This is a genomic window from Bacteroidota bacterium (assembly GCA_037133915.1).
Taxonomy (GTDB): Bacteria; Bacteroidota; Bacteroidia; order Bacteroidales; family CAIWKO01; genus JBAXND01.
Window position 1 is genome coordinate 35,754 of record JBAXND010000024.1, and the last position, 23,338, is coordinate 59,091.

The 23,338-nt window shown below is 42.0% G+C and carries 19 protein-coding genes; 16 read left to right on the forward strand and 3 right to left on the reverse strand.

Annotated elements, in window-relative coordinates; genetic code table 11:
* Positions 1-7 precede the first annotated feature (7 nt).
* From WCM76_09710 to WCM76_09740, 7 genes are all read left to right on the forward strand, one after another.
* Positions 8-409 carry a hypothetical protein gene (locus WCM76_09710; GenBank protein ID MEI6765905.1) on the forward strand — a complete coding sequence of 134 codons (402 nt, stop codon included), beginning with the start codon at positions 8-10 and terminating at the stop codon, positions 407-409.
* Positions 410-415: 6 nt separating this feature from the next.
* Positions 416-985: a hypothetical protein gene (locus WCM76_09715; protein ID MEI6765906.1), complete on the forward strand. Its 570-nt coding sequence runs from the start codon at positions 416-418 to the stop codon at positions 983-985.
* A gap of 35 nt (positions 986-1,020) precedes the next feature.
* Positions 1,021-1,779: a DUF4956 domain-containing protein gene (locus WCM76_09720; protein ID MEI6765907.1), complete on the forward strand. Its 759-nt coding sequence runs from the start codon at positions 1,021-1,023 to the stop codon at positions 1,777-1,779.
* Between the two features lie 28 nt (positions 1,780-1,807).
* The gene (locus tag WCM76_09725; GenBank protein ID MEI6765908.1) at positions 1,808-2,440 is read left to right on the forward strand and encodes a DUF2490 domain-containing protein; all 633 of its coding nucleotides are present in this window, start codon (positions 1,808-1,810) and stop codon (positions 2,438-2,440) included.
* 156 nt (positions 2,441-2,596) lie between these two features.
* The gene (locus WCM76_09730) at positions 2,597-5,563 is read left to right on the forward strand and encodes a TonB-dependent receptor (protein ID MEI6765909.1); all 2,967 of its coding nucleotides are present in this window, start codon (positions 2,597-2,599) and stop codon (positions 5,561-5,563) included.
* Between the two features lies 1 nt (position 5,564).
* Entirely contained in the window at positions 5,565-6,377 is an 813-nt protein-coding gene (locus WCM76_09735) for a DUF4249 family protein (GenBank protein MEI6765910.1), read from the forward strand.
* A gap of 6 nt (positions 6,378-6,383) precedes the next feature.
* The gene (locus WCM76_09740; GenBank protein ID MEI6765911.1) at positions 6,384-6,752 is read left to right on the forward strand and encodes a hypothetical protein; all 369 of its coding nucleotides are present in this window, start codon (positions 6,384-6,386) and stop codon (positions 6,750-6,752) included.
* Positions 6,753-6,820: 68 nt separating this feature from the next.
* On the opposite strand, the gene WCM76_09745 is transcribed toward WCM76_09740, so the two are convergent.
* The gene (locus tag WCM76_09745) at positions 6,821-7,147 is read right to left on the reverse strand and encodes an RNA-binding protein (protein MEI6765912.1); all 327 of its coding nucleotides are present in this window, start codon (positions 7,145-7,147) and stop codon (positions 6,821-6,823) included.
* Positions 7,148-7,473: 326 nt separating this feature from the next.
* Here WCM76_09745 and WCM76_09750 point away from each other — a divergent pair, with 326 nt between their 5' ends.
* From WCM76_09750 to WCM76_09790, 9 genes are all read left to right on the forward strand, one after another.
* A complete protein-coding gene (locus WCM76_09750) occupies positions 7,474-8,292 on the forward strand; it encodes an OmpA family protein (GenBank protein ID MEI6765913.1) in 819 nt (272 codons plus the stop codon).
* 153 nt (positions 8,293-8,445) lie between these two features.
* Positions 8,446-10,419 carry a proton-conducting transporter membrane subunit gene (locus WCM76_09755; protein MEI6765914.1) on the forward strand — a complete coding sequence of 658 codons (1,974 nt, stop codon included), beginning with the start codon at positions 8,446-8,448 and terminating at the stop codon, positions 10,417-10,419.
* Positions 10,416-11,330, forward strand: a complete 915-nt coding sequence (locus WCM76_09760) for an NADH-quinone oxidoreductase subunit H (protein ID MEI6765915.1) — start codon at positions 10,416-10,418, stop codon at positions 11,328-11,330. Before WCM76_09755 ends, WCM76_09760 begins: the two co-directional genes overlap by 4 nt.
* A gap of 2 nt (positions 11,331-11,332) precedes the next feature.
* Positions 11,333-11,965, forward strand: a complete 633-nt coding sequence (locus WCM76_09765) for a hypothetical protein (GenBank protein MEI6765916.1) — start codon at positions 11,333-11,335, stop codon at positions 11,963-11,965.
* Between the two features lie 93 nt (positions 11,966-12,058).
* A complete protein-coding gene (locus WCM76_09770; protein ID MEI6765917.1) occupies positions 12,059-13,492 on the forward strand; it encodes a proton-conducting transporter membrane subunit in 1,434 nt (477 codons plus the stop codon).
* A gap of 2 nt (positions 13,493-13,494) precedes the next feature.
* Positions 13,495-15,000: an NADH dehydrogenase subunit gene (locus tag WCM76_09775; GenBank protein ID MEI6765918.1), complete on the forward strand. Its 1,506-nt coding sequence runs from the start codon at positions 13,495-13,497 to the stop codon at positions 14,998-15,000.
* A 15-nt stretch (positions 15,001-15,015) separates the two neighbouring features.
* Entirely contained in the window at positions 15,016-15,768 is a 753-nt protein-coding gene (locus tag WCM76_09780) for an NADH:ubiquinone oxidoreductase (protein MEI6765919.1), read from the forward strand.
* 156 nt (positions 15,769-15,924) lie between these two features.
* Positions 15,925-17,982 (forward strand): M13 family metallopeptidase, encoded by a 2,058-nt coding sequence (locus tag WCM76_09785; protein MEI6765920.1) that lies wholly within the window; start codon positions 15,925-15,927, stop codon positions 17,980-17,982.
* Positions 17,983-18,088: 106 nt separating this feature from the next.
* Complete coding sequence (locus WCM76_09790; GenBank protein MEI6765921.1) at positions 18,089-18,727, forward strand: hypothetical protein; 639 nt, start codon at positions 18,089-18,091, stop codon at positions 18,725-18,727.
* A 1,063-nt stretch (positions 18,728-19,790) separates the two neighbouring features.
* Here WCM76_09790 and WCM76_09795 read toward each other — a convergent pair.
* Both WCM76_09795 and WCM76_09800 read right to left on the reverse strand, forming a co-directional pair.
* Positions 19,791-20,837: a nucleoid-associated protein gene (locus WCM76_09795; protein MEI6765922.1), complete on the reverse strand. Its 1,047-nt coding sequence runs from the start codon at positions 20,835-20,837 to the stop codon at positions 19,791-19,793.
* Positions 20,838-21,237: 400 nt separating this feature from the next.
* Complete coding sequence (locus WCM76_09800; GenBank protein MEI6765923.1) at positions 21,238-23,250, reverse strand: T9SS type A sorting domain-containing protein; 2,013 nt, start codon at positions 23,248-23,250, stop codon at positions 21,238-21,240.
* Positions 23,251-23,338 lie beyond the last annotated feature (88 nt).

Here is a 23,338-nt window from a genome sequence, read left to right on the forward strand (position 1 = left end):
ACTGAAAATGAAAAAAATATTGATCTTTATACTACCGCTTTTCTTTTTTACTGCATGCTTCACATCATGTAAAAAAGATGCCGGAACCGGCGGTAGTTCAAGCTTAACGGGAAAAGTAATGGTACATGATTATAATTCTACTTTTACAATTTTAGAAGACGAATATTACGGTCAGGAAGTGGACGTATATATAATTTACGGCGACAGTAAAACATACAGCGACCATATAAAAACCAATTATGACGGCACTTTTGAGTTTAAATATCTGCAAAAAGGCACATACCATGTGTACGCATATTCGGCAGATTCGACCCTTCAAACGAACGCTTTTATTCCGATAATTAAAGATATTGAAATCACAAAAAATAATCAGGAAGTTGAAGTTCCATTGATTACGGTTGCTAAATAGAATTCTATGAGAAAATATATTATAGCTTTAATTTGCATTCTATCCGCAGGCTTTTCAATCGCACAGAGCAAAAAAGAGATTAAAGAGAATAAGATAAAATCGGTAACGGTATGGCAGGCCGACAGCGGCGACGGAGCAACAGACGGTTATAAAAACTCCTATGAAGAATGGGACAGAAACGGAAGACAGGTTCTGAAAATTGATTACAAAAAAGATGGTACCGTAAGCAAAAAAGAAACTACTAAATACGATGCGTACGGCAACATTACCGAAGAAACCAGCTATGATCTGAAGGATGAAACGAATGAGAAAAAAACGTACAAATACAATGCAAAGAATGATAAGACCGAAGAGATTGTCACAAACCTGAAGGATAATACAATAGTAAAAAAAACTGTGTATACCTATGCCGCTGACGGCACTAAAACAGGCGAAGCAGTGTACGACGGCAATGGTAATTTAAAAGAAAAGATTGAATGTACTTACAACGGAAAAGGTTTAAAAGACAGCAGGCAAACTTATAATGCTTCAGGCAAACTTAAATCGGCACGCAAATATATTTTCGAATATTTCTGAAATTAATATTACTGACTTTCCATAAATTTATTGCCATGACCAATATTAAAATGATTTTTCTGTTCCTTTTGCTTCTTTGCCCCGGAACATCCACTATTCAGAGTAAGGCACAGTTCGGCATTCCATCCGACCAGACTACCACAACTCAGGTAGATGAAAACAATGAGAAAGAAAAAAAATCTGAAAAGAAAAAAGAGAAAGAAAAGGATAAGGAGAAGGATACCGTTGAGATTAACGCCAATTTTTTTCTGTATCTGGGCATGAACCTGCTAACGCTTGCATTAATAATTTCTTTAGTCTACTACCCCAGAAACAGGCAATACGAAAGCATTTTCACATTCCTGATGTTCAATATTATGATTTTCATGCTGACTTTTGTATTGAACAAAATAAAAATTTCCGTGGGTGCGGCATTTGGACTCTTTGCCGTATTTTCAATGCTGCGCTACAGAACCGAAGGCATTTCAATGAAAGACATGACCTATCTGTTTATTTTTATTGCAATAGGTTTGATAAGCGCCATACAACTCGATTTTGAAGAGCTCGCCATTATTAACGGAATTATTCTTGTTATTACATTCCTGCTTGACAGCAATCTTATTCTCAAGCGGGAAAGTTCCAAGATGATAAGATACGAGAACATCGACCTTGTAAAGCCTGAAAACTCTGCTGATTTACTCGAAGACCTGAGGCAGCGAACCGGTCTTAAAATACATCGTCACCAAATTGTATCTATGAATTTTCAGAATGATACGGCAGAAATAAAAATCTACTACTACGAAAATAAAAAGTAACATACTGTTTTCTCTCATTGCTCTGTTATTGGCAGGTGATTATTGCTGCGCACAGCACAGTGATGCCGGATTATGGATGAGCATGAACGGCGAAAAAAAGATTACGAAAGGATTTTCCATTTCGCTTGCGGCAGAACTCCGCATGAATAATAATATTACGCAAGTCGGAACATATTTTACGGAATTAGGCCTAAACTACCGCTTTAGCAAAAAAGTCAGGTTATCGGGAAATTATCGCTTTATGGCAAGAAGCAGAGCCGACGGCACGTACAGCAATCGCCATCGATATTACTTCGATTTAGCCTATCGCGAAAAAATAAAATCCGTAACCGTATTGTTCCGGACCCGCTTCCAGAGCCAGTATGCAGACATCTTATCTTCGCCTGAAGGAAAGGTTCCCGAATACTATTCAAGAAATAAACTTACCATAAAATATGATGCTACGAAAAAGGCAACACCGTATATTTCGACTGAATTGTTTACGCCGCTTTGCAACGTTCATGGAATTACCATTGATAACGTCCGCTATTCGGGCGGTGTGGAATACGCATTTAACAGGGTACACACGATTGATTTATTTTACATGCTGCAGCAGGAGTATAATGTGAAGAATTCCGAAACAGATCACATTATCGGCATCGGATATTATTTCACTTTCTAATCATTGATTCATTCTAAAATCCTTAATTAAACCCTGTTCTTCTATACAAATACGCCCTACATCTATTTTGCAAAATTTCCCTTTCGTTCTTTAATATATTTGTCCTCTTCGCTGCCGGATAATGACGTCGCATTATGAAAAATCAGTTCCATTGAAATGCAAAAACTCCCCCTGTTTTTCGTCTTTATCCTGGTAGCGATTTTTGTTTCCGCCCAGAACCAGCGTGAATTCAATACTCCCGGCAGCGATTGCTACGTAAAGTATACAACGTATGCACGCAATAGCGACTACCTCTCCTGCCGACGTCCATTTATCTTTATTTCGGGACGACCCGGCGAAAGCGCTGAACAAATATTTGAACATGACAGCCTCAAGAATATTCCCCGGTTTTACAATTATCTGTTTGTTATGGTTCCGGCCACAGGTCGTGACTTCAGTGCCCGGGTGGAATGCCTGATAGCTATTGCAAGTCTGGTTACCAACCATTTCGAATGCGGAAATAAAAATATTTTTCTCCAGATTAATGACGAGCAAATACTGCGAATTGATGCAGATAAATCAGCGCTAAATGAAGTGTTTACAACGATAAGGCTCAAATCCGAGGAACTATCTCAGAACGGCAAAATTGCCACAGTCAATCCCGCATTGCTTGATTTTACTGAGAATACAGCAGCCTATGCTCCGCTTCCCGAGGCCGATGAAGATGATGATTCCGATGGTGATGAACCAAACGGAGCATACATACCGGAAGAAATCAAAGCAGTAAGAATGTACTTTGGGCCACCCCGAACATACAATTTTACGCTCTCGGGAACTGTGCGTGATAAACAAACAGGCGAAGCATTGCCGTTTGCAACCGTTCTCGTAAAAGGCACTCAAAGTGGAACTACTACCAATATGGACGGCTGGTTTACACTTCAAAAAGTTCCAACCGACACAACTACTCTGATTGTACAATATGTAGGATATTCCAAAACAGAAGTCTTTCTTTCGCCACAGCTTCCGAAAACAAATTTTCTCATCGAGCTGCAGCCATCGTCACAATCGCTGAAAGAGATTGTAGTTAGCGCTGTTCGTGAAGATGTGGTTCTTGAAAATAAAGATGATGTAAGTACAATAAAAATGACTCCTCGCAAACTGGAACAACTTCCAAACCTGGGCGAACGCGATATAATGCGGTCATTCCAGTTGCTTCCCGGAATCAGCGCATCCAATGAATCATCATCCGGATTGTACGTCCGAGGCGGCACTCCGGATCAGAACCTTATTTTATACGACGGCTTTACTGTGTACCATGTTGACCACCTGTATGGATTTTTCAGTGCATTCAATTCCAATGCACTTAAGGACGTGCAACTTTATAAAGGTGGATTTGAATCACGCTTTGGCGGAAGGCTGTCAAGTGTTACGGAAATTACCGGCAAAGAGGGCAATCAAAAAAAATTCAATATGGGCATGGATGCCAGTTTGCTCAGTGTAAATGCATTTGTTGAAATTCCGATTGGAAAAAATTTCACAACCATGATAGCCTACAGGCGTTCCTACAAAAGTCCTGTTTACAATCTTATTTTCGACAAATTCAACCAGAGCAAATCCGCAGGAAATTTTGTAGGTGAAGGTCCCGGCGGTAAATTCTCTCAGGACACGAAAGTCACCTCCTATTTCTATGATTTAAACGGCAAGATGACGTATCATCCGACCAAAAAAGACATTGTTTCGCTCAGCTTTTTCAATGGAACGGATAAACTTGACAACAGTACTTCATCATCTTCATCATCCGCCGCTCCTTCAAATTTCTCAATGAATTCAACCGATCTGACACGATACGGAAATTTTGGCAGCAGCCTGAAATGGTCGCGTTCATGGAATCCGAAAATTTATGGCAATACTATTCTGAGCTTTTCAAATTATTACAGCAAAAGGGAGCGCTCTCAGGAAAGAACCATTTTTAATTCATCAGGAACAAGCAGCACGGTAAATAACGGCATCTTCGAAAACAACTATTTGCGCGATTACAGCCTGCGTTCTGACTACCAGTGGGACCTTGGTCCGCTTGCTCTTGAATTCGGAGGCTTTGGCACGTATTACGATATCAAATACAATTATGCGCAGAGCGATACAGCCTCCATTCTTGACCGCAATAATACGGGAATTCTTGCAGGTGCCTATTTACAGGATAAAATAAAATTGTGGGGTGGCCGAGTCATCATATTGCCGGGCATCAGAATGAGCTATTATGACATTACTAAAAAAGCCTATACTGAGCCGCGCATATCGCTGAACTATAACCTGACCGAACGGCTTTCACTCAAAGGTGCTTATGGTAAGTATTATCAGTTTGCCAACAGGGTAACACGTGAAGATATTCTATCGGGAAGCCGCGATTTCTGGGTACTCGCAGATGGCGGCAATACACCCGTAAGCTCCGCAATTCATTATATAGGAGGTATTTCTTACGATACCAAGAAATGGCTTTTCAGTGCCGAAGTTTATTACAAACTGCTCGAAGGACTTAATGAGTATTCGTTGCGTATAAATGCAAGTCCTTTTGGTGTTGACTATAACGAAAATTTCTTCCACGGAAAAGGTTATTCGAAAGGTGTTGAATTTCTGCTTCAAAAAAAATCGGGCAGCATGAATGGCTGGGCAAGTTACACCTTGGGAGAAGCCCGAAACTATTTTGCCGTATACTCCGATTCTTATTACCCCGCCAATCAGGACGTTACACATGAATTCAAGATTGTGCTGATGTATAACTATAAAAAGTGGGATTTTTCAGCTACCTGGATTTGGGCGTCAGGCCGACCTTATACCGCACCCAGCGGCGCATACAGCATAACGCTGCTCGATGGTTCCGAACAGGATTTCTTTACAGTTACCCAAAAAAACAGTCTCCGATTACCCGATTACCACCGTTGCGATATCTCTGTAAATTACAAGTTTGTTATGGGCCAGAAAAAGAAACGTGAGTTAGGATACATCGGGTTTTCAATATTCAACCTGTATAATCGTACGAATGTCTGGTACAAACAATACGACATTATCGACGGCAGTATTTTGGAAACCAACGTCAATTATTTAGGCATTACGCCCAACCTTACACTTTCACTAAAACTCAGGTAAGATGCCACACAAGCCAATGTTAACAGTCAGCCTGCTATTCCTGATGCTTAGCTCCTGTTCTAAAGTCGAGAATAAGGATTTTTCTGACCTGCCCATTATAGAGGCCTACCTGATGCCCGGAAGCTATCCGCAGGTGAACATAAGCAGGCAGACGCCGTTTTCGTCCAGTGCTGAGTATGCCACTGACGATATAACAAAACTCCAAATATTCCTTGGCTGTAATGGAACAGAACGTGAGCTGAGTTCGTCAGGTGACGGTGTGTATATTGACAGCTCAGAGCTGTGTGTGACCGGAGCCTCCTATACACTCCGCTTTGTATACAATTCACTAACCGTAAGTGCCGTCACTACAACACCTTCAAAACCACTTAATTTCACACAATCGGTTACGGAAATTTCGATGGAAAGACAGGACAGCACCTCGGGACCTCCGGGTACGACCATGCCCGACCCGGTAACCGTTTCCTGGGATAATACTGATGGCTCCTACTATATTGTTGTAATCGATTGCATGGAAGAAACGCTCGATCCAATCCGTGATTTTGGAGATAAAGAGCCACCCGGAAACCGTTTCAGAGAAGCTCCAACAACATCAACAGCCATGGAAATTCGACCGAATGAGTTTCAATATTTTGGCAAACACCGGCTTATACTGTATCATGTGCTACCCGATTATGCTTCACTTTACGATGTGAATAGCACGAGTTCCCAGAATCTCACCAACCCATCTACAAGCATTATCAACGGGTACGGAATTTTCACGGGGATGAATGCCGACACCCTGTATTTAAATATCCGTGAATCATCAAAATAAATTAATATGGAAACCCGGAAACAAAAACGTAAAATCCTCATCATCATGCCCGATAGAAAGAAAGCTGATGAAATCGCCATTTGTCTGACACAATCAGGATTTGAAGTTACAGATATTGTACCGTATCTGTATAACGCACTTCATTCCATTGAAAGAATAAAACCCGAGTTGCTTATAATTGAAACCGATATAAAAGCGGATGAAGCAACCTTCATTTACACTTATTTGAAAATCCCGCTTGTGCTGATATCTAATCAGCGGAGAGAGGAATTGCAGTCATTTTGCTACAGCATAAACCTGCTTGAGATTATTCACAAACCGTTTTCACTGTACGAAGTGGTGTTTAGTGTCGTCAGAACAAGTCCTGAAAATTGACATTCCGGTTTTTCATTTCAAAAAAAAGCCGCCCTTATGAGGCGGCTTTTTCAAGATAAAAATAATTTTTAGTAGCGATTGCTGCCAAATCTTGGTCTGCCGCTACCGCTTCCGCCACCACCGGTTCTTCTGAAAGAATTATCTTTTTTCTCTCTCGGTTTGGCAACAGAAACTGCAAGTACCTTACCATCGTAAGTTGCACCGTTCAATTCTTTGATTGCGTTTTGTGCATGCTCATCATTGGTCATTTCAACAAAACCAAAACCACGGGGGCGGCCTGTTGCCTGATCGGTAATAACTTTGGCGGAAGTAACTTCGCCATAATCTTCAAAAACCTGCTTCAAGTCTTCATTCTCGATATTGAAACTCAGGTTAGAAACAAAAATGTTTGTCATAATAGATTGAATTAAGTTGTTAAACTTGAGACAAACCCGGAAAGAAATACGAAGGCGTATTTACTAAATCGAAACTAACCTGCGGGATGCTAAAAGGGTTATCAGACTCAAATAATGCGCAAAGGTACTCAAAATATCAACGGTTCAGCATTTTATAAAAAAATATTTTAGCTGCTTAATCCTCTGGGCCGTTTAATTTGAGGCAAAACGCGTCCTCCCGAAGGCACTATTAAAATCAATGGAAGGCTGATATTCATCACAATTATTTCCATCCGGCATCTCACATATTTAGCTATTTTTGCTTCCCATCAAAACCAAAAGCAACTATGAGGAAAGCAATTACACTCTTTACCGTTCTGTTTCTATGCACTTTCGGGGCATTTGCACAGCAACCCGATGCAGAAGGATGCAAAGACCACCCTTCGTTTAACCGCATGCCCGGTTTTTATATTACCGAATGTAAGCAGAATTTTGATGTTGTTGAAATGTGGGTAAGTGATGAAAAGTCATTGAAAATTGAAGGTAATAAAACCCAGATTACATATTATTTTGATATGGAAAAAGGGCAACCGCCTTCGTTTTATCAGCTTACAAAGAATTTCGAAAACGCCATTGCGAAATACGGCGGAGTGCGCAAATACTTAGGTTCGCAGGAATCAACATTGTACTATAAGAATGCAGGTAAAGAAGTTTGGATACAGCTATATTCCGCATCTGATGTGGCAGAGACCTACACAATCGTAATTGTTGAAGTTGAAGCCATGAAACAGGAAATTGTTGCCAGTGATATTCTGGAAGCACTCAACAATACCGGGTCAATAGCTCTCTATATTAATTTCGATACCGGAAAAGCCACCATCAAACCGGAATCGCAAACTATCATTGATCAGGTAGCACAGATGCTTACCGAAAACCCTGCAATGAATATCAGTGTTGAAGGACATACCGACAATGTTGGCAATGCAACAACAAATCAAACTCTTTCTGAAAACCGCGCAGCAGCCGTAAAAAATGCGCTGATTGCAAAAGGCATCGACAAAGCCAGGCTGAGTTCGAAAGGCTGGGGACAAACCAAGCCCATTGCCGATAACGGCACCGACGATGGAAAAGCCAAGAACCGCAGGGTTGAGATTGTGAAGAAATAGTTTTTCAGCTGTATTTTTCTGCAGAAGAAAAATGTGCGCCAAAGAATTGATTACTGCGATATTAACCTATAGCTGTTAACATTTAATATGCATTTTCAGGCGAAGTGTGGGTAATTACCTCAATCTTTGCATTCGGGAAACATGTTCGATGTGATGATGATTTTTTTATCAATACTCTCTTTTTCATTCTTCTTTTTCTTCCTCTCAAAAAAGGCACAGCCATACTATAACCTGCTGTTAACAGCTGTTGTGGCTGCTATCAGCAGTTGGTACGCACTGCCGGTTCTGCTTGGCGGCACAACCTTTACTGAATTATTACCGTTCCAGCTGTGGGGAAAACCGCTTGAAATAAGTATCGACCGGCTTTCAGCATTTTTCATACTTATAATAAATTTCACGGTTTTTACAGGTGCATGGTTTGCAATCGGCTACATGAAAATGTATCACGAACTGCGAAAAGCAAATCATGCTGTTCACTTTTTTTCGTTCGCATGGCTGCATTTCTCGATGCTGATTGTTTGCATGGTGCAGCATGCGGTTGCATTCATGGTTGCATGGGAAATCATGTCGGTAGCTTCATTCCTGCTGGTAATTTTTGAAGGAGGAAAACCGGGCGTACTGAAAGCCGGTATCGACTACTTAGTACAAATGCACATCGGCGCGCTCTTGCTGATTGTTGGCTTTCTTATTATTTATAATGAAACAGGAAGCATGAACTGGGAAAGCCTCACGACATTTTTTTCAACCCGCAATAACATCCCGATGTTCCTGCTTTTCTTCGTTGGCTTTGGAATAAAGGCAGGCTTTGTTCCGCTGCATACATGGCTGCCCCACGCCCACCCTGCCGCACCCACCCATGTTTCAGGCATCATGTCGGGCGTAATGATAAAAATGGGGATATACGGTATCTTACGCGTATTGCTTCATGTTCAGAACGACCTGCTTACCATAGGCATTATTATTTTAGCCGTATCGGCCGTTACCGGAATTGTAGGCATCGGTACTGCCATTATTCAGCACGACATGAAAAAACTGCTTGCTTATAGCAGCATCGAAAACATTGGTATTATTGGCATGGGCATTGGCACCGGTATGATAGGCGTGGCCACTGGAAATTACAAACTGGCAGTTCTCGGATTTGGCGGCGGTTTGCTGCATGTGCTGAATCATTCCTTATTCAAGTCATTATTATTTTACACAACGGGAAGTATCTATAAAGAAACCCATACACGTGAGATTGACCGGCTGGGCGGACTGATTAAAAAAATGCCGTATACGGCACTGCTCTACCTTCTCGCAGCGATTGCCATATGCGGATTACCTCCGTTTAACGGCTTTGTTTCGGAATTCTTCCTGTACAACGGTTTTGCCGAAAGCATGATGACATCGGGCATCGGACTGAATCTGCTGATGATGTTTGCAATGCTGTTTCTTGTTGTGATTGGTGGACTCGCCATATTCTGTTTTACGCGTGCATTCGGTATTGCGTTTCTTGGAAGTCCGCGCAGCGTGCATCTTCGCGACGTTCATGAAACCGATTGGTTCTCACTGATACCACAATACATTATTCTCCTTGGTATTATTGCTATCGGCATTTATCCCGGACTTGTTTCAACTACTATTTTTAGTCTCGCTCAATTGTACACTCCGGCATTGGAACCGCTTCCGCAATATGCCGTTATGAATACGTCCTATGTTAGCTGGTTCACGTTGTCATTTATCGCAATGGTGGCCTTGCTCTATGCGGTTAAATATTTTTTCACCCGTAAAAAAATAACAGAATACAAGTCCACCTGGGGATGCGCATATTCGGGCAATGCATCCAAAATGCAGTACACTGCCTCATCGTATGCAGAGAATTATTACCACGACATGGACAATTTACTGAACAGAAAAACGGATTATGTTCCCATTTCCGACGACGAACTTTTTCCTGCACAACGCAGCTTTGGTGCACATTCAGAAAGTCTTTCGGAAGAAAAAATGTTAAAAGGAATTTCAGGATTCTTCAAAAAGATACTGACACGCTTAGCCATTGTTCAAACCGGGCAGACACAACATTATATTATTTACATGCTCGTTTTGCTCATTATTTTAGTACTGCTTACAATATTCAATCTGATATGAACGCACTGGGAATTGTTATGATTTTTCTTGCGAGCCTCGTGTTCCCGGGTATCATTACGCGCACCAAAAGCATTGCAAGCGGTTGTAAAGGTCCGGGTATCATGCAGCCTATGCGCGATATCATCCGACTGCTTAAAAAAGGTTCAGTGTACAGCACAACTACTTCATTTATTTTTAAGATTGCACCTCTTGTGTATTTTGCAAGTATTATCAGTGCAGCGCTGTTGCTGCCGTTTGGCAATCAACCGGGCATATTGTCGTTCCGCGGCGATTTCATTGCATTCAGTTATATACTCGCACTGGGCAAGTTCTTTATGATTATTGCTGCGCTTGATACAGGCAGTGCATTCGAAGGCATGGGTGCAAGCCGCGAAGCTACATATTCCATGCTTGTTGAACCTGCATTTTTCATTCTGCTTGCATCTTTTGCCATGCTGACAGGTCATACATCATTTCACGAAATCTTCAATGCGCTTTATTTCGATTCGTACATCACGGTATTTGCAGGTATTCTGGCCGCATTCAATCTTTTTCAAATTATTATGGTTGAGAACAGCCGCCTGCCTTACGACGACCCCAAGACACATCTTGAACTGACCATGGTACATGAGGTGATGGTACTTGACAACAGTGGGTTTGACCTTGGTATCATCAATTACGCATCGTCACTCAAATTCGTTATTTTCGGCACGCTTATCAGTAATTTTTTCTTCGCACCCCGTTTTCCGATATACACCGGAATAATTATTTTCATTGTAACTCAGATCGCTTTTGCAATAATGGTAGGTCTTGCAGAATCGTTCCGTGCACGATTTAAACTCAGGAATAACAATAAAGCCATCATACTGTTAACACCCATTTCAATACTTATTTTTATTAGTCTGATAATGATTGCAACTCACCAGTTTTAGTTATGGTCAATCTGTTAATCATCATATTTTTAATGACGCTGTTCTATATTTCAATATCGGGCAGGCTGTTCATTTGCATCAACCTGCTGGTACTGCAAGGACTGATACTGTTTGGAATTGCCTTGCTATCACTGGGCGAAGAAATTAACATCATCAACCTGCTGGTAGTACTTGCCGAAACGCTACTGTTTAAAGCCCTGATACTGCCCTGGTATATTAAGAAAATGGTAGTAAAGAATAAAATCAAAAGACATTTTTCGCCTTTCATTTCAGGCTTCAGGTCATTATTGGTTGTATCAGGGCTAATACTTCTCAGCTTCATTATGGGTGTGTATATGCAGAATTCGCAACTTAAAATAATTGTGCTTACGGCAGCGTTTTCAGGTATTCTGTCAGGATTATTTCTGATAGTTTCACGAAAAGAAATCATTCAGCACATCATAGGTTATATTGTTCTGGAAAACGGAATTGTTCTGCTGTCTTTCAGCATGGGAAAAGAAACGCCCATGGCAGTGAATGCCGGTATTTTGCTTGATATCCTGATAAGTATTCTGCTGTTCGGTTTGTTTATGAATAAACTTGCAGGAACCAACAAAGACCTTGAAATTGATAAGCTGAATAAACTTTCTGATTGAGGTGTTGAGTTGTTTATATGAACTTTCAAACTTTATGAACTTTACAAACTTTTTAACTTACGACTTACGACTATTTTGACTTACGACTAAAACATGGGTGTAGAGATTTATTTTGCGATTGTGCTGCTGCTTGCTATAGTGGTTTTTACGGTGAGAAAAAAAACCGTACAATTGCTGTGTGCTGCATTATTCCTCGGTGTCCAGACTATGTTTAATTATTTACTTTATGCCGATAAAGCAGCATTCAGCGGCACCTATTTCAAGGCCGATTCCCTGTCATTTATTTTTATCAGTGTTTTAACTATTACAGGATTTGTCACTATTATCAATAGTTTCGTGTATTTTTCAAAACGCCACGATAATCTTTTTCGTCGTTCCGTTTTTCTTGCATCGCTCTTCATGCTTTTTGCATGCATGTCGGGCGCATTTCTTTCAGACAACATCAATATTTTATGGATTCTTGCGGAAGCCACTACGCTCTGCATCTCCATGCTTATCTACCATGAACGCACCGGCGACGCGCTTGAAGCAACGTGGAAATATTTCTTCGTTTCAACTATCGGACTTTCACTTTCATTTATAGGAATATTGCTGCTGAACGCAGCCACCAACATTTCCGGCTTTTCGTCACTCACATTTTCATCGCTGATGTCAGGTCAGCTCCTCATCACCAACGAGTTTCTGTTTCAGGTTTCGTTCATGCTTATTGTTATCGGATTCAGCGTGAAGCTGGGTGTTTTCCCGCTGCACACTGTTTGTATTGACGCACACAGTGTCGCACCGGGACCGGTGAGCGCCATCATTTCCACATCACTTATGAATGTAGGGTTTGTTTCCGTTTTCCGATTTTTTCAGTTGTTTGCCGACACATCACTTCATACCTGGATGAGTCATGTAATGCTTATCATTGGCGGACTTTCTTTGCTTTTCGCGACTGTTTATATGCTTCGCGTCGATAATTACAAACGCCTTATTGCCTACTCCAGCATAGAGCACATGGGGCTTATTACCATGGGCATTGCCGTCGGCGGAATCGCTTATTTTGCAGTCATTATTCACCTTGTAATCCACTCGTTCATAAAAGCAGGAATTTTTTATCAGTCATCGCAATTCATCAGAATCTACAAGAGCAAACATATTGAAGATACGGGCGGATATTTCAACATAAACCCGAGCGGTGGTGTTCTGATGATACTACTGTTTCTGGTCATCATGGGAATCCCGCCATCAGGGCTGTTCTTCACAAAAATCATGATCTTTCAGTCGTTGCTGGCAAACGGATACCTGTGGTTGGTAATTATAATGTTAGTGCTGCTGGTATTCATTTTATGGGGATTCGGTTCAAATATAATGCATATACTTTTTGCTAAAACACCTGCGGCTGTAGCCGAAGAAAAGCCACATATCAGTGCATGGGAAAATGTTCCGCAGTACGCACTGCTCATATTAGCACTATATATCGGTATCAATCCGCCCGATTTTTTTGTTGCACTGGTGAATGATGCGATACAGTTTTTACCAAAATAAGCATGGAATATATTACTATAAAAAACGGCGAAACTGCGCCCCTGCAAGCAATTCCGGTACTGGAATATCAGGTATTTTATGCTCAGGTAATTGAATTGATGGAAGATAAAAACTGCCACTGCCTGAATTACTATGCTTACAAAGAATCTGAAAATTATCTGAAAATGATGTGCTGCATGGCGAATGATGCCACTTCTGACATTTTTGTCTTCAGCCACATTTATGATATTGCCAAAGGTGAATCTCCCAAATCACTGACGGCTGTAGTGCCGGGAATGCATTGTTTTGAACGTGAAATCAGTGAGAATTTCGGTATTACCTTCACGGAACAGCCGTGGGACAAGCCATTGCGATTTGCACATAACCGTTCGGACAAAAATTCCGTTATTGAGAATTATCCGTTTTACGGTATTTCAGGACATGAACTGCATGAAGTGGGCGTTGGTCCTATACATGCCGGTATCATTGAGCCCGGACACTTCCGATTTATATGCAACGGAGAAAAAGTACTGCATCTCGAAATCCATCTGGGTTACCAGCATCGCGGTATAGAACAGATGATGCTTGGCGCGAAAAGCATAACAGAACGCACGCTGCTCGCCGAAAGTATTGCCGGTGACAGCGTTGCCGCGAATACCACCGCTTTCGCGATGCTTACCGAATCTCTTAGCGGGGAAAGCGTTTCAGCAACTCTCAGCCTTGAACGCTCCATTGCTATTGAGCTTGAACGAGCAGCCATACATACCGGCGACCTGAGTGCACTGTGTACTGATATCGCTTACCAATTGGGCAGTTCGGTCTTTCAGGGATTGCGCACAACACTCATAAATACATTTTTAGGCTGGTGCGGAAACCGCTTTGCGCGAAGACTGATTCGCCCGTATTACAGCCCTTTCCCGATGAATTCGGCTTATAAAAATCTCATCAGCAAAAATCTTGAGACCTTTGAGCCGCGCTTCGATGAAATGGCCGATTATCTTTTTAATATACCCGGCGTACTTGCCCGTTTTGATGATGCAGGACACGTTACCCGTGAACAGGCAGAATTGATACAGGCTGTAGGAATGGTCGCACGGACGTCAGGTATTGCCAGGGATACAAGAAGTTCTCATCCTTACGGTCCTTTTAATAGAATAAAACACGAACCTGTTTGTGTTGATACAGGCGACGTCCACGCAAGAGCAATTTTGCGCAGACTCGAAGTTACCCAGTCGCTTGAGTACATTCGTGAGATGCTGGAAATGTGCGACGATGAACCCGGAACCCGCAAAGCCGGTCGTCCGTTTATGCCGTCAGCATTTTCTATTGCCATTACCGAGGGCTGGCGCGGAGAGCATGTACACTGCGCCATTACCGACAAACAGGGGCAACTGGCACATTATAAAATAAAAGACCCGTCGCTGCACAACTGGATGGCACTGGCATTGGCAGTCCGCAAAAATGACATTTCAGATTTTCCGGTCTGCAACAAGAGTTTCAATTTATCCTATTGCGGTTATGATTTGTAACAATAATTATACTCAATGTTCAACATTCTAAAAATAGTGAAACACCAGGGCAGGCAATACATTCCTGACCCTGCTTCCGTGAAGCTTCCGGCAACTCATCCGGGAAAGCCGGTGTTGAACGCCACGGCCTGCCAAATAAACTGCTCAGCGTGTAACGATATTTGCCCTGCTCATGCAATAGGATTAACTCCTTTATCGCTTGACCTTGGTAAATGTGTATTTTGCAGCGAATGTGAAGAACTTTGCCCCGAAAAGAAAATACATTTCACACCCGACTTTAAAATATGTTCAAACCATGATGATGGTTTGATTGTGGTTGAAGGACCCGAAAGACAAATTGTTCTCAACCCTGATATCATTCGCAACGAAATAAAACGCACCTTTGGTTCATCTCTTAAACTCAGGCTGGTGTCGGCCGGAAGTTGCAACGGTTGCGAACTTGAGCTGAATGCCTGCGGCAACGTGAACTTTGACATGGGCCGCTATGGTATTGAATTCTTAGCATCACCACGCCATTGCGACGGAATAGTGGTAACAGGCCCCATCGTTGAAAACAGCGTAAAAGCACTGGAGCTGACCTGGGAAGCCATTCCACAACCGAAAATACTGATACTTGCAGGCGCATGTGCGGTAAGTGGTGGCATGTTCGCTGACAGTCCGGCGGTTGACCGTAGTTTTCTGGCCACTCACAAACCCGACCTCCTCATTCCCGGATGCCCACCCCACCCGCTCACCATCATCAGCGGCATACTGGCATTAACAAGGTAATATAAGAATCATCCCGAAATGAAAAATATTTTCTATGCATCAAATTCGCCTGTATTAGCTTCATTTCCTGATAAATATTAGCAGACGAAGATTTATGAATTGAAATTAAATGTTCTATATTTGCCACCAATATCAACTCCAAAACTACCACCCAAAATGAAAAAACATTTTCTAAAGTTCAACCTTCTGCTGCTTACGTGCCTCACAATGCTGGGTATGACGAACAGCTGTAAAAACAAAAATATGACAAAAGAACCGCCTGCAATTAACATTGCAAACCTTGACACCACTGTAAAACCGGGCGATGACTTCTTTAAATACGCCAACGGGAACTGGATGAAAAATAATCCCATTCCAGCCGAATACAGTATCTACGGCTCATTTGAAGTATTGAAAGAAGAAAACAACAAACAACTGCGCACCATCATGGAAGAGGCAGTTGCCGACAAAAATGTAAAAGCAGGCTCGATAAAACAGAAAATCGCTGATTTTTATGCTTCGGGAATGGACTCTGCAGCTATTGAAAAATCAGGCATCAAATCACTCCAACCCGAACTTGATAAAGTTGAAGGGCTGAAAACACCCGCTGATATGATCAAGCTGCTGGCGTTCTTCCACACTTCAGGTATCACACCCATGTTTTATTTTGGATCAGGACAGGATGACAAAAACAGCACGCAGATTATCGCACAGCTATATCAGGGCGGACTTGGTTTGCCCGATAGAGATTATTATTTGTCAACGGATGATCGTTCGAAAGAGATACGCAAAGAATACGTACTCCACATTGCACGCACATTTGAACTGGCAGGTACCGCTAAAGATCAGGCAGCAAAAGATGCTGAAATTATCATGAATATTGAAACACAGCTCGCGAAAGCCTCTTCAACACGTCTTGAACTTCGCGACCCGGTTAAAAATTACAATAAAAATGACCTCGCCGGATTGAAGAAGATTGCACCCCAGTTCGACTGGGAACTTTATTTTTCAACGCTCGGTCTTAAAGCCACCAATGAAATCAATGTCGGCCAGCCTAAGTTCTTCGCTGAAATGGCAAAAATGACAGCTACTGTGCCCATGAATGAATGGAAAATCTATTTTAAATGGCATCTGCTGCACGAAGCTTCGCCATTTTTAACAGCAGCTTTCGAGAAAGAACAGTTCTCATTTTACAGCGTTGTACTTTCAGGTATCAAAGAAATGAAGCCCCGCTGGAAAAGAGTTCTGAACATGACCAGTGGTTCGCTTGGTGAAGCTGTCGGACAACTTTATGTTGAAAAATATTTTCCTGCTGAAGCAAAAGCACGGATGCTGGAACTTGTAAATAATCTTAAAGACGCACTGAAAAGCAGGATAGAAAAGCTTACCTGGATGGGCGATGCCACGAAAAAACAGGCGCTGGAGAAACTTGCAAAAATGAATATCAAGGTGGGTTATCCCGATAAATGGATTGATTATTCTTCAGTTACCATTACGAAAGATTCCTATTATCAGAATATCATGACCACATCGCGTTTTGAATTCACACGCGATATCAATAAAATCGGAAAGCCTGTTGACCGCACCGAATGGGGCATGACACCGCAAACCGTAAATGCATACTACAGCCCGAACATGAATGAAATCGTGTTCCCCGCAGCCATTCTTCAACCGCCGTTCTTCTTTTTAAAAGGTGACGACGCCGTGAATTATGGCGCCATTGGCGTTGTAATTGGTCACGAAATGACTCATGGTTTCGACGATCAGGGACGCCTCTATGATAAAGATGGTAATCTGAGAGACTGGTGGACCAAGGAAGATGCCGTGAATTTCGAGAAACAGACTCAGGTGCTTATCGACCAGTTTGACAGCTACAAAATGCTGGATTCACTGCATGTGGACGGTAAACTTACGATTGGTGAAAACATTGCCGATATGGGTGGCCTTACAGTTGCGTATGTTGCATTGCAGAAAGCCATGCAGGGAAAAGATGCAACTGCTAAAATCGACGGTTTCACTTCCGATCAGCGCTTCTTCCTGGCATATGCGCAGGTTTGGAGAGGCAATACACGCGATAAGGAACTGATGCGCCGCCTCAAAGAAGATGTTCATTCGCCCAAAGAAGCACGCGTAAACGGACAGGTTTATAATATTCCTGCTTTCTATAAAGCCTTTGACATCAAGCAATCCGATAAACGCTACAAAGCCGAAAAAGATCGTCCGGTTATCTGGTAAATTACATTCCTGCATTATCTAAGTCCTTTCCGGTAATACCGGGAAGGACTTTTTTTACAATTCAAAACTCTTTACATCTCACCGTTTCACGTTAAGTTACATTATTATGAATTTGGAAATCCTGCAGTGGACCGGATACATCGCTTCTATAATTATAGCGCTTTCAATGATGGTGAATTCCATCGTTAAATTTCGTTGGCTCAACATGACCGGCGCACTTGTACTGGCCATCTACGGCTTCATGATAAACGCCATCCCCGTAGGCATTCTCGATACTATAATTGTGATTGTTGACGTGTATTATCTTTTGATGATTTACACCAAAAAAGAAATCTTTGAAATTCTTGAAATCAGAGCCGAAAATCTCTACCTCATCCGCTTTCTTGAATTTCACAATGAGGGCATTCAGAGGCAAAGTCCGGGGTTTGTATACAAACCCGATATGAATACGGTCAGCTTCTTTATCCTGAGAAACATGTCCGTAGCAGGATTATTTCTGGCGCACCGTGAACAGGAAAATGTGCTGCGCGTTGGACTCGATTATGTAATCCCCGAATACCGAGACTTTAAGAACGGCCGCTTCGTTTATTACAGGCTTAGGGAAAAATTCATACGTACAGGTTATATAAAAGTTGTAGCCGAAGGAAATTCAAAAAACTATGTCAAATATCTGACAAAACTGGGCTTCACACCTGATGCAAAGGGATTGTATTCAAAAATGCTGGAAAATAGTCTTGAGTCGTGAGTCGAGAGTCGAGAGTCAAGAGTCGTAAGAATGACCATCCCTGAATAGCGTTGACCGATTTTACCAAGTTTAATCGATGATTGATAATTGAAATTATCCCGTCAGGGATATGATATTTCTAGAAACAGAGATGAAGTTTAAACCGGCGGCGCAAGCAGTGAAGTTATTCGGAGAACAATTATTATTTGCTGTGCAATGCAATGAATTTATTCTTCCGTTTTTTTTTGCTCATCAAGGGTTGCAATTACGGCGCTTGTTTTTTCTCCGGTACTTTTGTCTAGTCACAAAAGTACCCAAAAGGACATGGCAAAACTATGCTTCCGCCCGCTCTGCGATATTTCTGAATTCCTGACAATGCGAGTAAACTTCATTGTCGGAATTCTACGAAATATCACATTCATGCCCGCGCCTGCCCCGCAGTTTTGCCGGGCCAACGCTCTTCCAATTAATAATTATTAATTAACAATTTGTAATTTTTTTTTAGCCCCGCTAGGGGCGACCTGTTGGTAGAATGTGTATGTTTGATTAGACCCGGCGGCGCAAGCAGTGAAGTTATTCGGAGAACAATTATTATTTGCGGTGCAATGCAATGAATTTATTCTTCCGGTTTTTTTTGCTCATCAAGGGTTGCAATTACGGCGCTTGTTTTTTCTTTGGTACTTTTGTCTAGTCACAAAAGTACCCAAAAGGACATGGCAAAACTATGCTTCCGCCCGCTCTGCGATATTTCTGAATTCCTGACAATGCGAGTAAACTTCATTGTCGGAATTCTACGAAATATCACATTCATGCCCGCGCCTGCCCCGCAGTTTTGCCGGGCCAACGCTCTTCCAATTAATAATTATTAATTAACAATTTGTAATTTTTTTTTAGCCCCGCTAGGGGCGACCTGTTGGTAGAATGTGTATGTTTGATTAGACCCGGCGGCGCACGGATGATGATGGTTTGAAATGCGGAAAATTCATGCGCCGCAACGGTAGAAAGTCGGGAGTCGGGAGTCGAGGCGTAGCCGAAATCCGTCTTCGGCGGAACACATTTTCAAATTAACTAATTAACTAATTGACTAATTTTCTTCCCTGTAGTATATCTTGTAGAACTTCCGCCCGTCGGCATCCACGCCTTGCTCAATAAGTTCGCGGTCGCCATGAATATAGATGTGAAAGTTTTTATCCAGCTTCAGCACACTCTTGAAAATCCTTGCTTGCTTTTTTACCGCCTGTGCAGAAATCTCGAAACTCTCAACCACATCAAGTTCATGATTTTCACGGTATGATTCATCATAATTCCGGAACGAATTAATCAGTGTATTGTCTTTAAACACCTGCTGCTCGAAGTCATTTTTATCAAAGGTTTCATGCGTTTTAAAATAATCAACCGAACGGTTCAGCAAATCAATTTTATCCGCTTTGGTCACTTCAAATTCTTCAGAAATCTGCTTTGTGACAAAATTCTTGGCAATATTCAAAAACTCTTTGGTATGATGGTAATCGTCGCTGCAGGGTTTCAATTGCAGAAAAGTATCTTTCCAGTACTGAGCCTCAATTGATTTATTTGACTTATCAACAATGCACACTTTATAGCCGGAATCCGCATCAGTATTGATAATCAAACAGCCCTTATCCAGTTTTTCAATATTGATGCCATCTTCATAATGAATTGAAAAATCTTCATCACCGCTGTTCAGTTTCAGAAATGCCTGACGGTTTTCCGATTTAAAAATACCCACCGCATCGGTCGTTCCGCCTTCAATGGCAACCCCTGTAAAATAGGCTACAAACAGGTCGCCCGGCTTGATTTGCGGATGAATGGAAAGCTCAAATAAGTGCTTTGCCAGGTTGACAGAGTTCTTATGAAACGATTTCAGATTATCAAAAATATCCGTTGCGAAATTATAAACCGGATTCAGATTAAAATCTTCGTTTGTGAAGGTAAATGAATAGAATTCGGGCGTATTGAAGGGCGTCAGGAAAAACTTCAGCAGCAGCTCCTGAACCTTCAAATCTGAGGTATCCAGCAGGTTTTTTGAAAGCCGCAAATCTTCGCCATTGGTCTTGTTTCCCACATTATGAACCGAAACCCTTTCAACATAGCAATCCGTATAGTCAACCATAATCATTCATTTTTATTAACGGGCAAATGTAGGAATAGTTGAGGTATAATATTCGCTGCTTCATTTTTAATGATTTCTTCTAAACTTGTATAAAACAAAAAAAACAACGCTGAAAGGCAAGGCAGTTTGCATCAGTGACATGTTCCGGACTTACAGTTCTGACGAAGGAAACTGCAGCATTATATTGGAATTTGACGGGACAAATTTTACGGTGAAGTACGACTCTGAAGACTCTAAGAACTGCGCAGGGTCAAAAGAAAGTGTGGACGGTATTTATAAAAGAAAGTAATCATAACAAAGTATCATAGTGTAAAAAGCCCTGTTCAGGAATTGCTGAACAGGGCTTTGCTTAATTATCGAACTGCCTGAATGCAGCTCTTCATTAATCTATATCACCGGATTAGCGGGATATCATTACTTTCTGTGTGCTATTGATACCCTCTGACTGTAACTGAATAAAATACAATCCTTCGGGATAGGCACTGAGGTCAATCGTTGCGTTTTGTCCTGAACACGGAACCGTAAGTGTTTCAATCAGGCGACCGGTAGTTTCAAAAACCTTTACAGATGCCGAAATTCCTGATGAAGCAGGCAGCGAAACTGTAAAAATTCCGTTCGACGGGTTTGGATATACAGCAAGACCTTTTTCACGAATTCCTTCATTTATCCCGATTGAACCATCACCCATAGAAAAATAAGGTCTGATAAAACGTGCGGTCTGGATTCCTGACTGTGTCCATCCGCCTGTCGGAGTGTAGAAAAAGTTCATTCCGTTAGTAAACAAATCAGGTGACTGGGCCAGATTTATAGTTGCAGTAGTTCCTTCATAACATCCAAAAGAATACAGGCCTGCGGGCAGTGCAACCGGTGCAGGGAACTCCAGATAATATTCAAACTGTAAACTGTTAAATATCACCAGGTCACCTGTAGCAATCACTGAATCCGGAATTCCGGCAGTGGTATGTGCAACCACAGCATAGGTAGAATCGCCGTCGACAGGATTTGCACTCTGAATCCAAATGCCCTGCAGGGTATCATCAACTGCAAGTGAAAAGTTTGTCATTGCATATGCCCAGTCGGTACCGGAAACAGCATATCCTGAACCGCCATCGGGAATACCGTTATCGCGGGCAAAGGTAGAATCTGTTACCTGAAAAGTAAAACTCATGGTATCATTGCTTGCATCGCCGTCGGTCTGGCTTGAACCCGGATATAAAGTTACATTAACCACATAATCACCTACACCGGCGGTAGGGATAATCGGGTCGGTTGTAAAGGTGAAGGTTCCGGCTGAAGCAAGGTTAGTGGTTGTAAGCACATCACTGTAAAAAGGACTGCCGTTATACGTAATTTCAAAATCGGCATAAACAGAATCGAGTTGTGCTGTTCCATTATTGGTCGCATCAAAAGTGAAGGTTTCTGCAAATTTCTGCTTTTCGGGTATTTGAGTATAACCTGCCGTTGGTCTGAGCTTTGAAACTCCGGCATCTATCGTTGCACCGGGAATATCCAGATCATAGGCAAACAAACCGTTGTTTGGCGTTCCCTGTACTACTCCAATAAGTGCTATATTGCCCGGGCTGATTGTAGTGCTCAGGAAGAGACCACCTGCTAAGGCAGAGGTAAGTGAAAGACCACCCGAAATATCAACAAAAGCATCGTGGGTATAAATAGTTGGTGTACCGGAAGTAAGGCTGATTGCCGTAATCTGGGTAGTGTTTGTTCCGCTCTGATCAAATACCCACAGATAGGGTCCTCCTGCTGAAGCGCCATCATAAGCAGCACCGTACATTCCGGTAAGTGTGTGCTGTGCGGCAGGAATAGTAGAAAGAACATTGCCTGCCATATCAACAGCAGTAATATCTGTAGCGAAATTTCCGTACCAGAATCCACCTGCATTGCTGTTCAATGTGGGGTCATAAGTTACCCAGCGTGCATTGCCCGCTACAGTAACATGCGGAGGTGACAATAATTTTGTATTTGGGTTAATACGATAGATAGTACCCGTATTCGCACCGGCATAAATAAATGTTCCATCAGTAGTCATTGACCTTACACCGGTAAGACCGGCAATCTGGAATTTCTCAATCAATACGCCACCGGTTGAAAACCGCATCAGCGTGTCGGTTGCCCATTTGGAAACCCAAATATCACCATTGATGTAACAAACACCGGCACAACCTACAGAGTTTGTTACGCTTGTAATGTTATAGTTAAATAATAAATCCCACATCGCTTTCGGTGATCCGAATTGCGGTTTTGTACTGTGTATAATTCCGGGAGCAGCATCAGCATGCTGTGCATACTGAGCCGTTGTAACAGGTCCCAATTCCTGTGCTGAAGCAGGCTGATACGCATTGCTGGCAAGTATCATGGCCGCTGTTAAGGCAAGAAGCATAAAAGCTTTTTTCATAACGATGATTTTTAGTTAATAATTTATTAAACAAAACCACTGTTGTCCGGTAAAAGTTTGAAAGAAGCCGAAGCATAAGCCCGGCTTC

Excerpts from the sequence above, each read along its gene's own strand:
- WCM76_09760 (MEI6765915.1), top strand. The coding sequence starts at position 10,416 with ATGAACGCACTGGGAATTGTTATGATTTTTCTTGCGAGCCTCGTGTTC.
- WCM76_09795 (MEI6765922.1), bottom strand. The coding sequence starts at position 20,837 with ATGGTTGACTATACGGATTGCTATGTTGAAAGGGTTTCGGTTCATAAT.
- WCM76_09780 (MEI6765919.1), top strand. The coding sequence starts at position 15,016 with ATGTTCAACATTCTAAAAATAGTGAAACACCAGGGCAGGCAATACATT.
- WCM76_09730 (MEI6765909.1), top strand. The coding sequence starts at position 2,597 with ATGCAAAAACTCCCCCTGTTTTTCGTCTTTATCCTGGTAGCGATTTTT.
- WCM76_09790 (MEI6765921.1), top strand. The coding sequence starts at position 18,089 with ATGAATTTGGAAATCCTGCAGTGGACCGGATACATCGCTTCTATAATT.
- WCM76_09745 (MEI6765912.1), bottom strand. The coding sequence starts at position 7,147 with ATGACAAACATTTTTGTTTCTAACCTGAGTTTCAATATCGAGAATGAA.
- WCM76_09785 (MEI6765920.1), top strand. The coding sequence starts at position 15,925 with ATGAAAAAACATTTTCTAAAGTTCAACCTTCTGCTGCTTACGTGCCTC.
- WCM76_09775 (MEI6765918.1), top strand. The coding sequence starts at position 13,495 with ATGGAATATATTACTATAAAAAACGGCGAAACTGCGCCCCTGCAAGCA.
- WCM76_09750 (MEI6765913.1), top strand. The coding sequence starts at position 7,474 with ATGAGGAAAGCAATTACACTCTTTACCGTTCTGTTTCTATGCACTTTC.
- WCM76_09740 (MEI6765911.1), top strand. The coding sequence starts at position 6,384 with ATGGAAACCCGGAAACAAAAACGTAAAATCCTCATCATCATGCCCGAT.
- WCM76_09755 (MEI6765914.1), top strand. The coding sequence starts at position 8,446 with ATGATGATTTTTTTATCAATACTCTCTTTTTCATTCTTCTTTTTCTTC.
- WCM76_09770 (MEI6765917.1), top strand. The coding sequence starts at position 12,059 with ATGGGTGTAGAGATTTATTTTGCGATTGTGCTGCTGCTTGCTATAGTG.
- WCM76_09720 (MEI6765907.1), top strand. The coding sequence starts at position 1,021 with ATGACCAATATTAAAATGATTTTTCTGTTCCTTTTGCTTCTTTGCCCC.
- WCM76_09765 (MEI6765916.1), top strand. The coding sequence starts at position 11,333 with ATGGTCAATCTGTTAATCATCATATTTTTAATGACGCTGTTCTATATT.
- WCM76_09735 (MEI6765910.1), top strand. The coding sequence starts at position 5,565 with ATGCCACACAAGCCAATGTTAACAGTCAGCCTGCTATTCCTGATGCTT.
- WCM76_09800 (MEI6765923.1), bottom strand. The coding sequence starts at position 23,250 with ATGAAAAAAGCTTTTATGCTTCTTGCCTTAACAGCGGCCATGATACTT.
- WCM76_09715 (MEI6765906.1), top strand. The coding sequence starts at position 416 with ATGAGAAAATATATTATAGCTTTAATTTGCATTCTATCCGCAGGCTTT.
- WCM76_09710 (MEI6765905.1), top strand. The coding sequence starts at position 8 with ATGAAAAAAATATTGATCTTTATACTACCGCTTTTCTTTTTTACTGCA.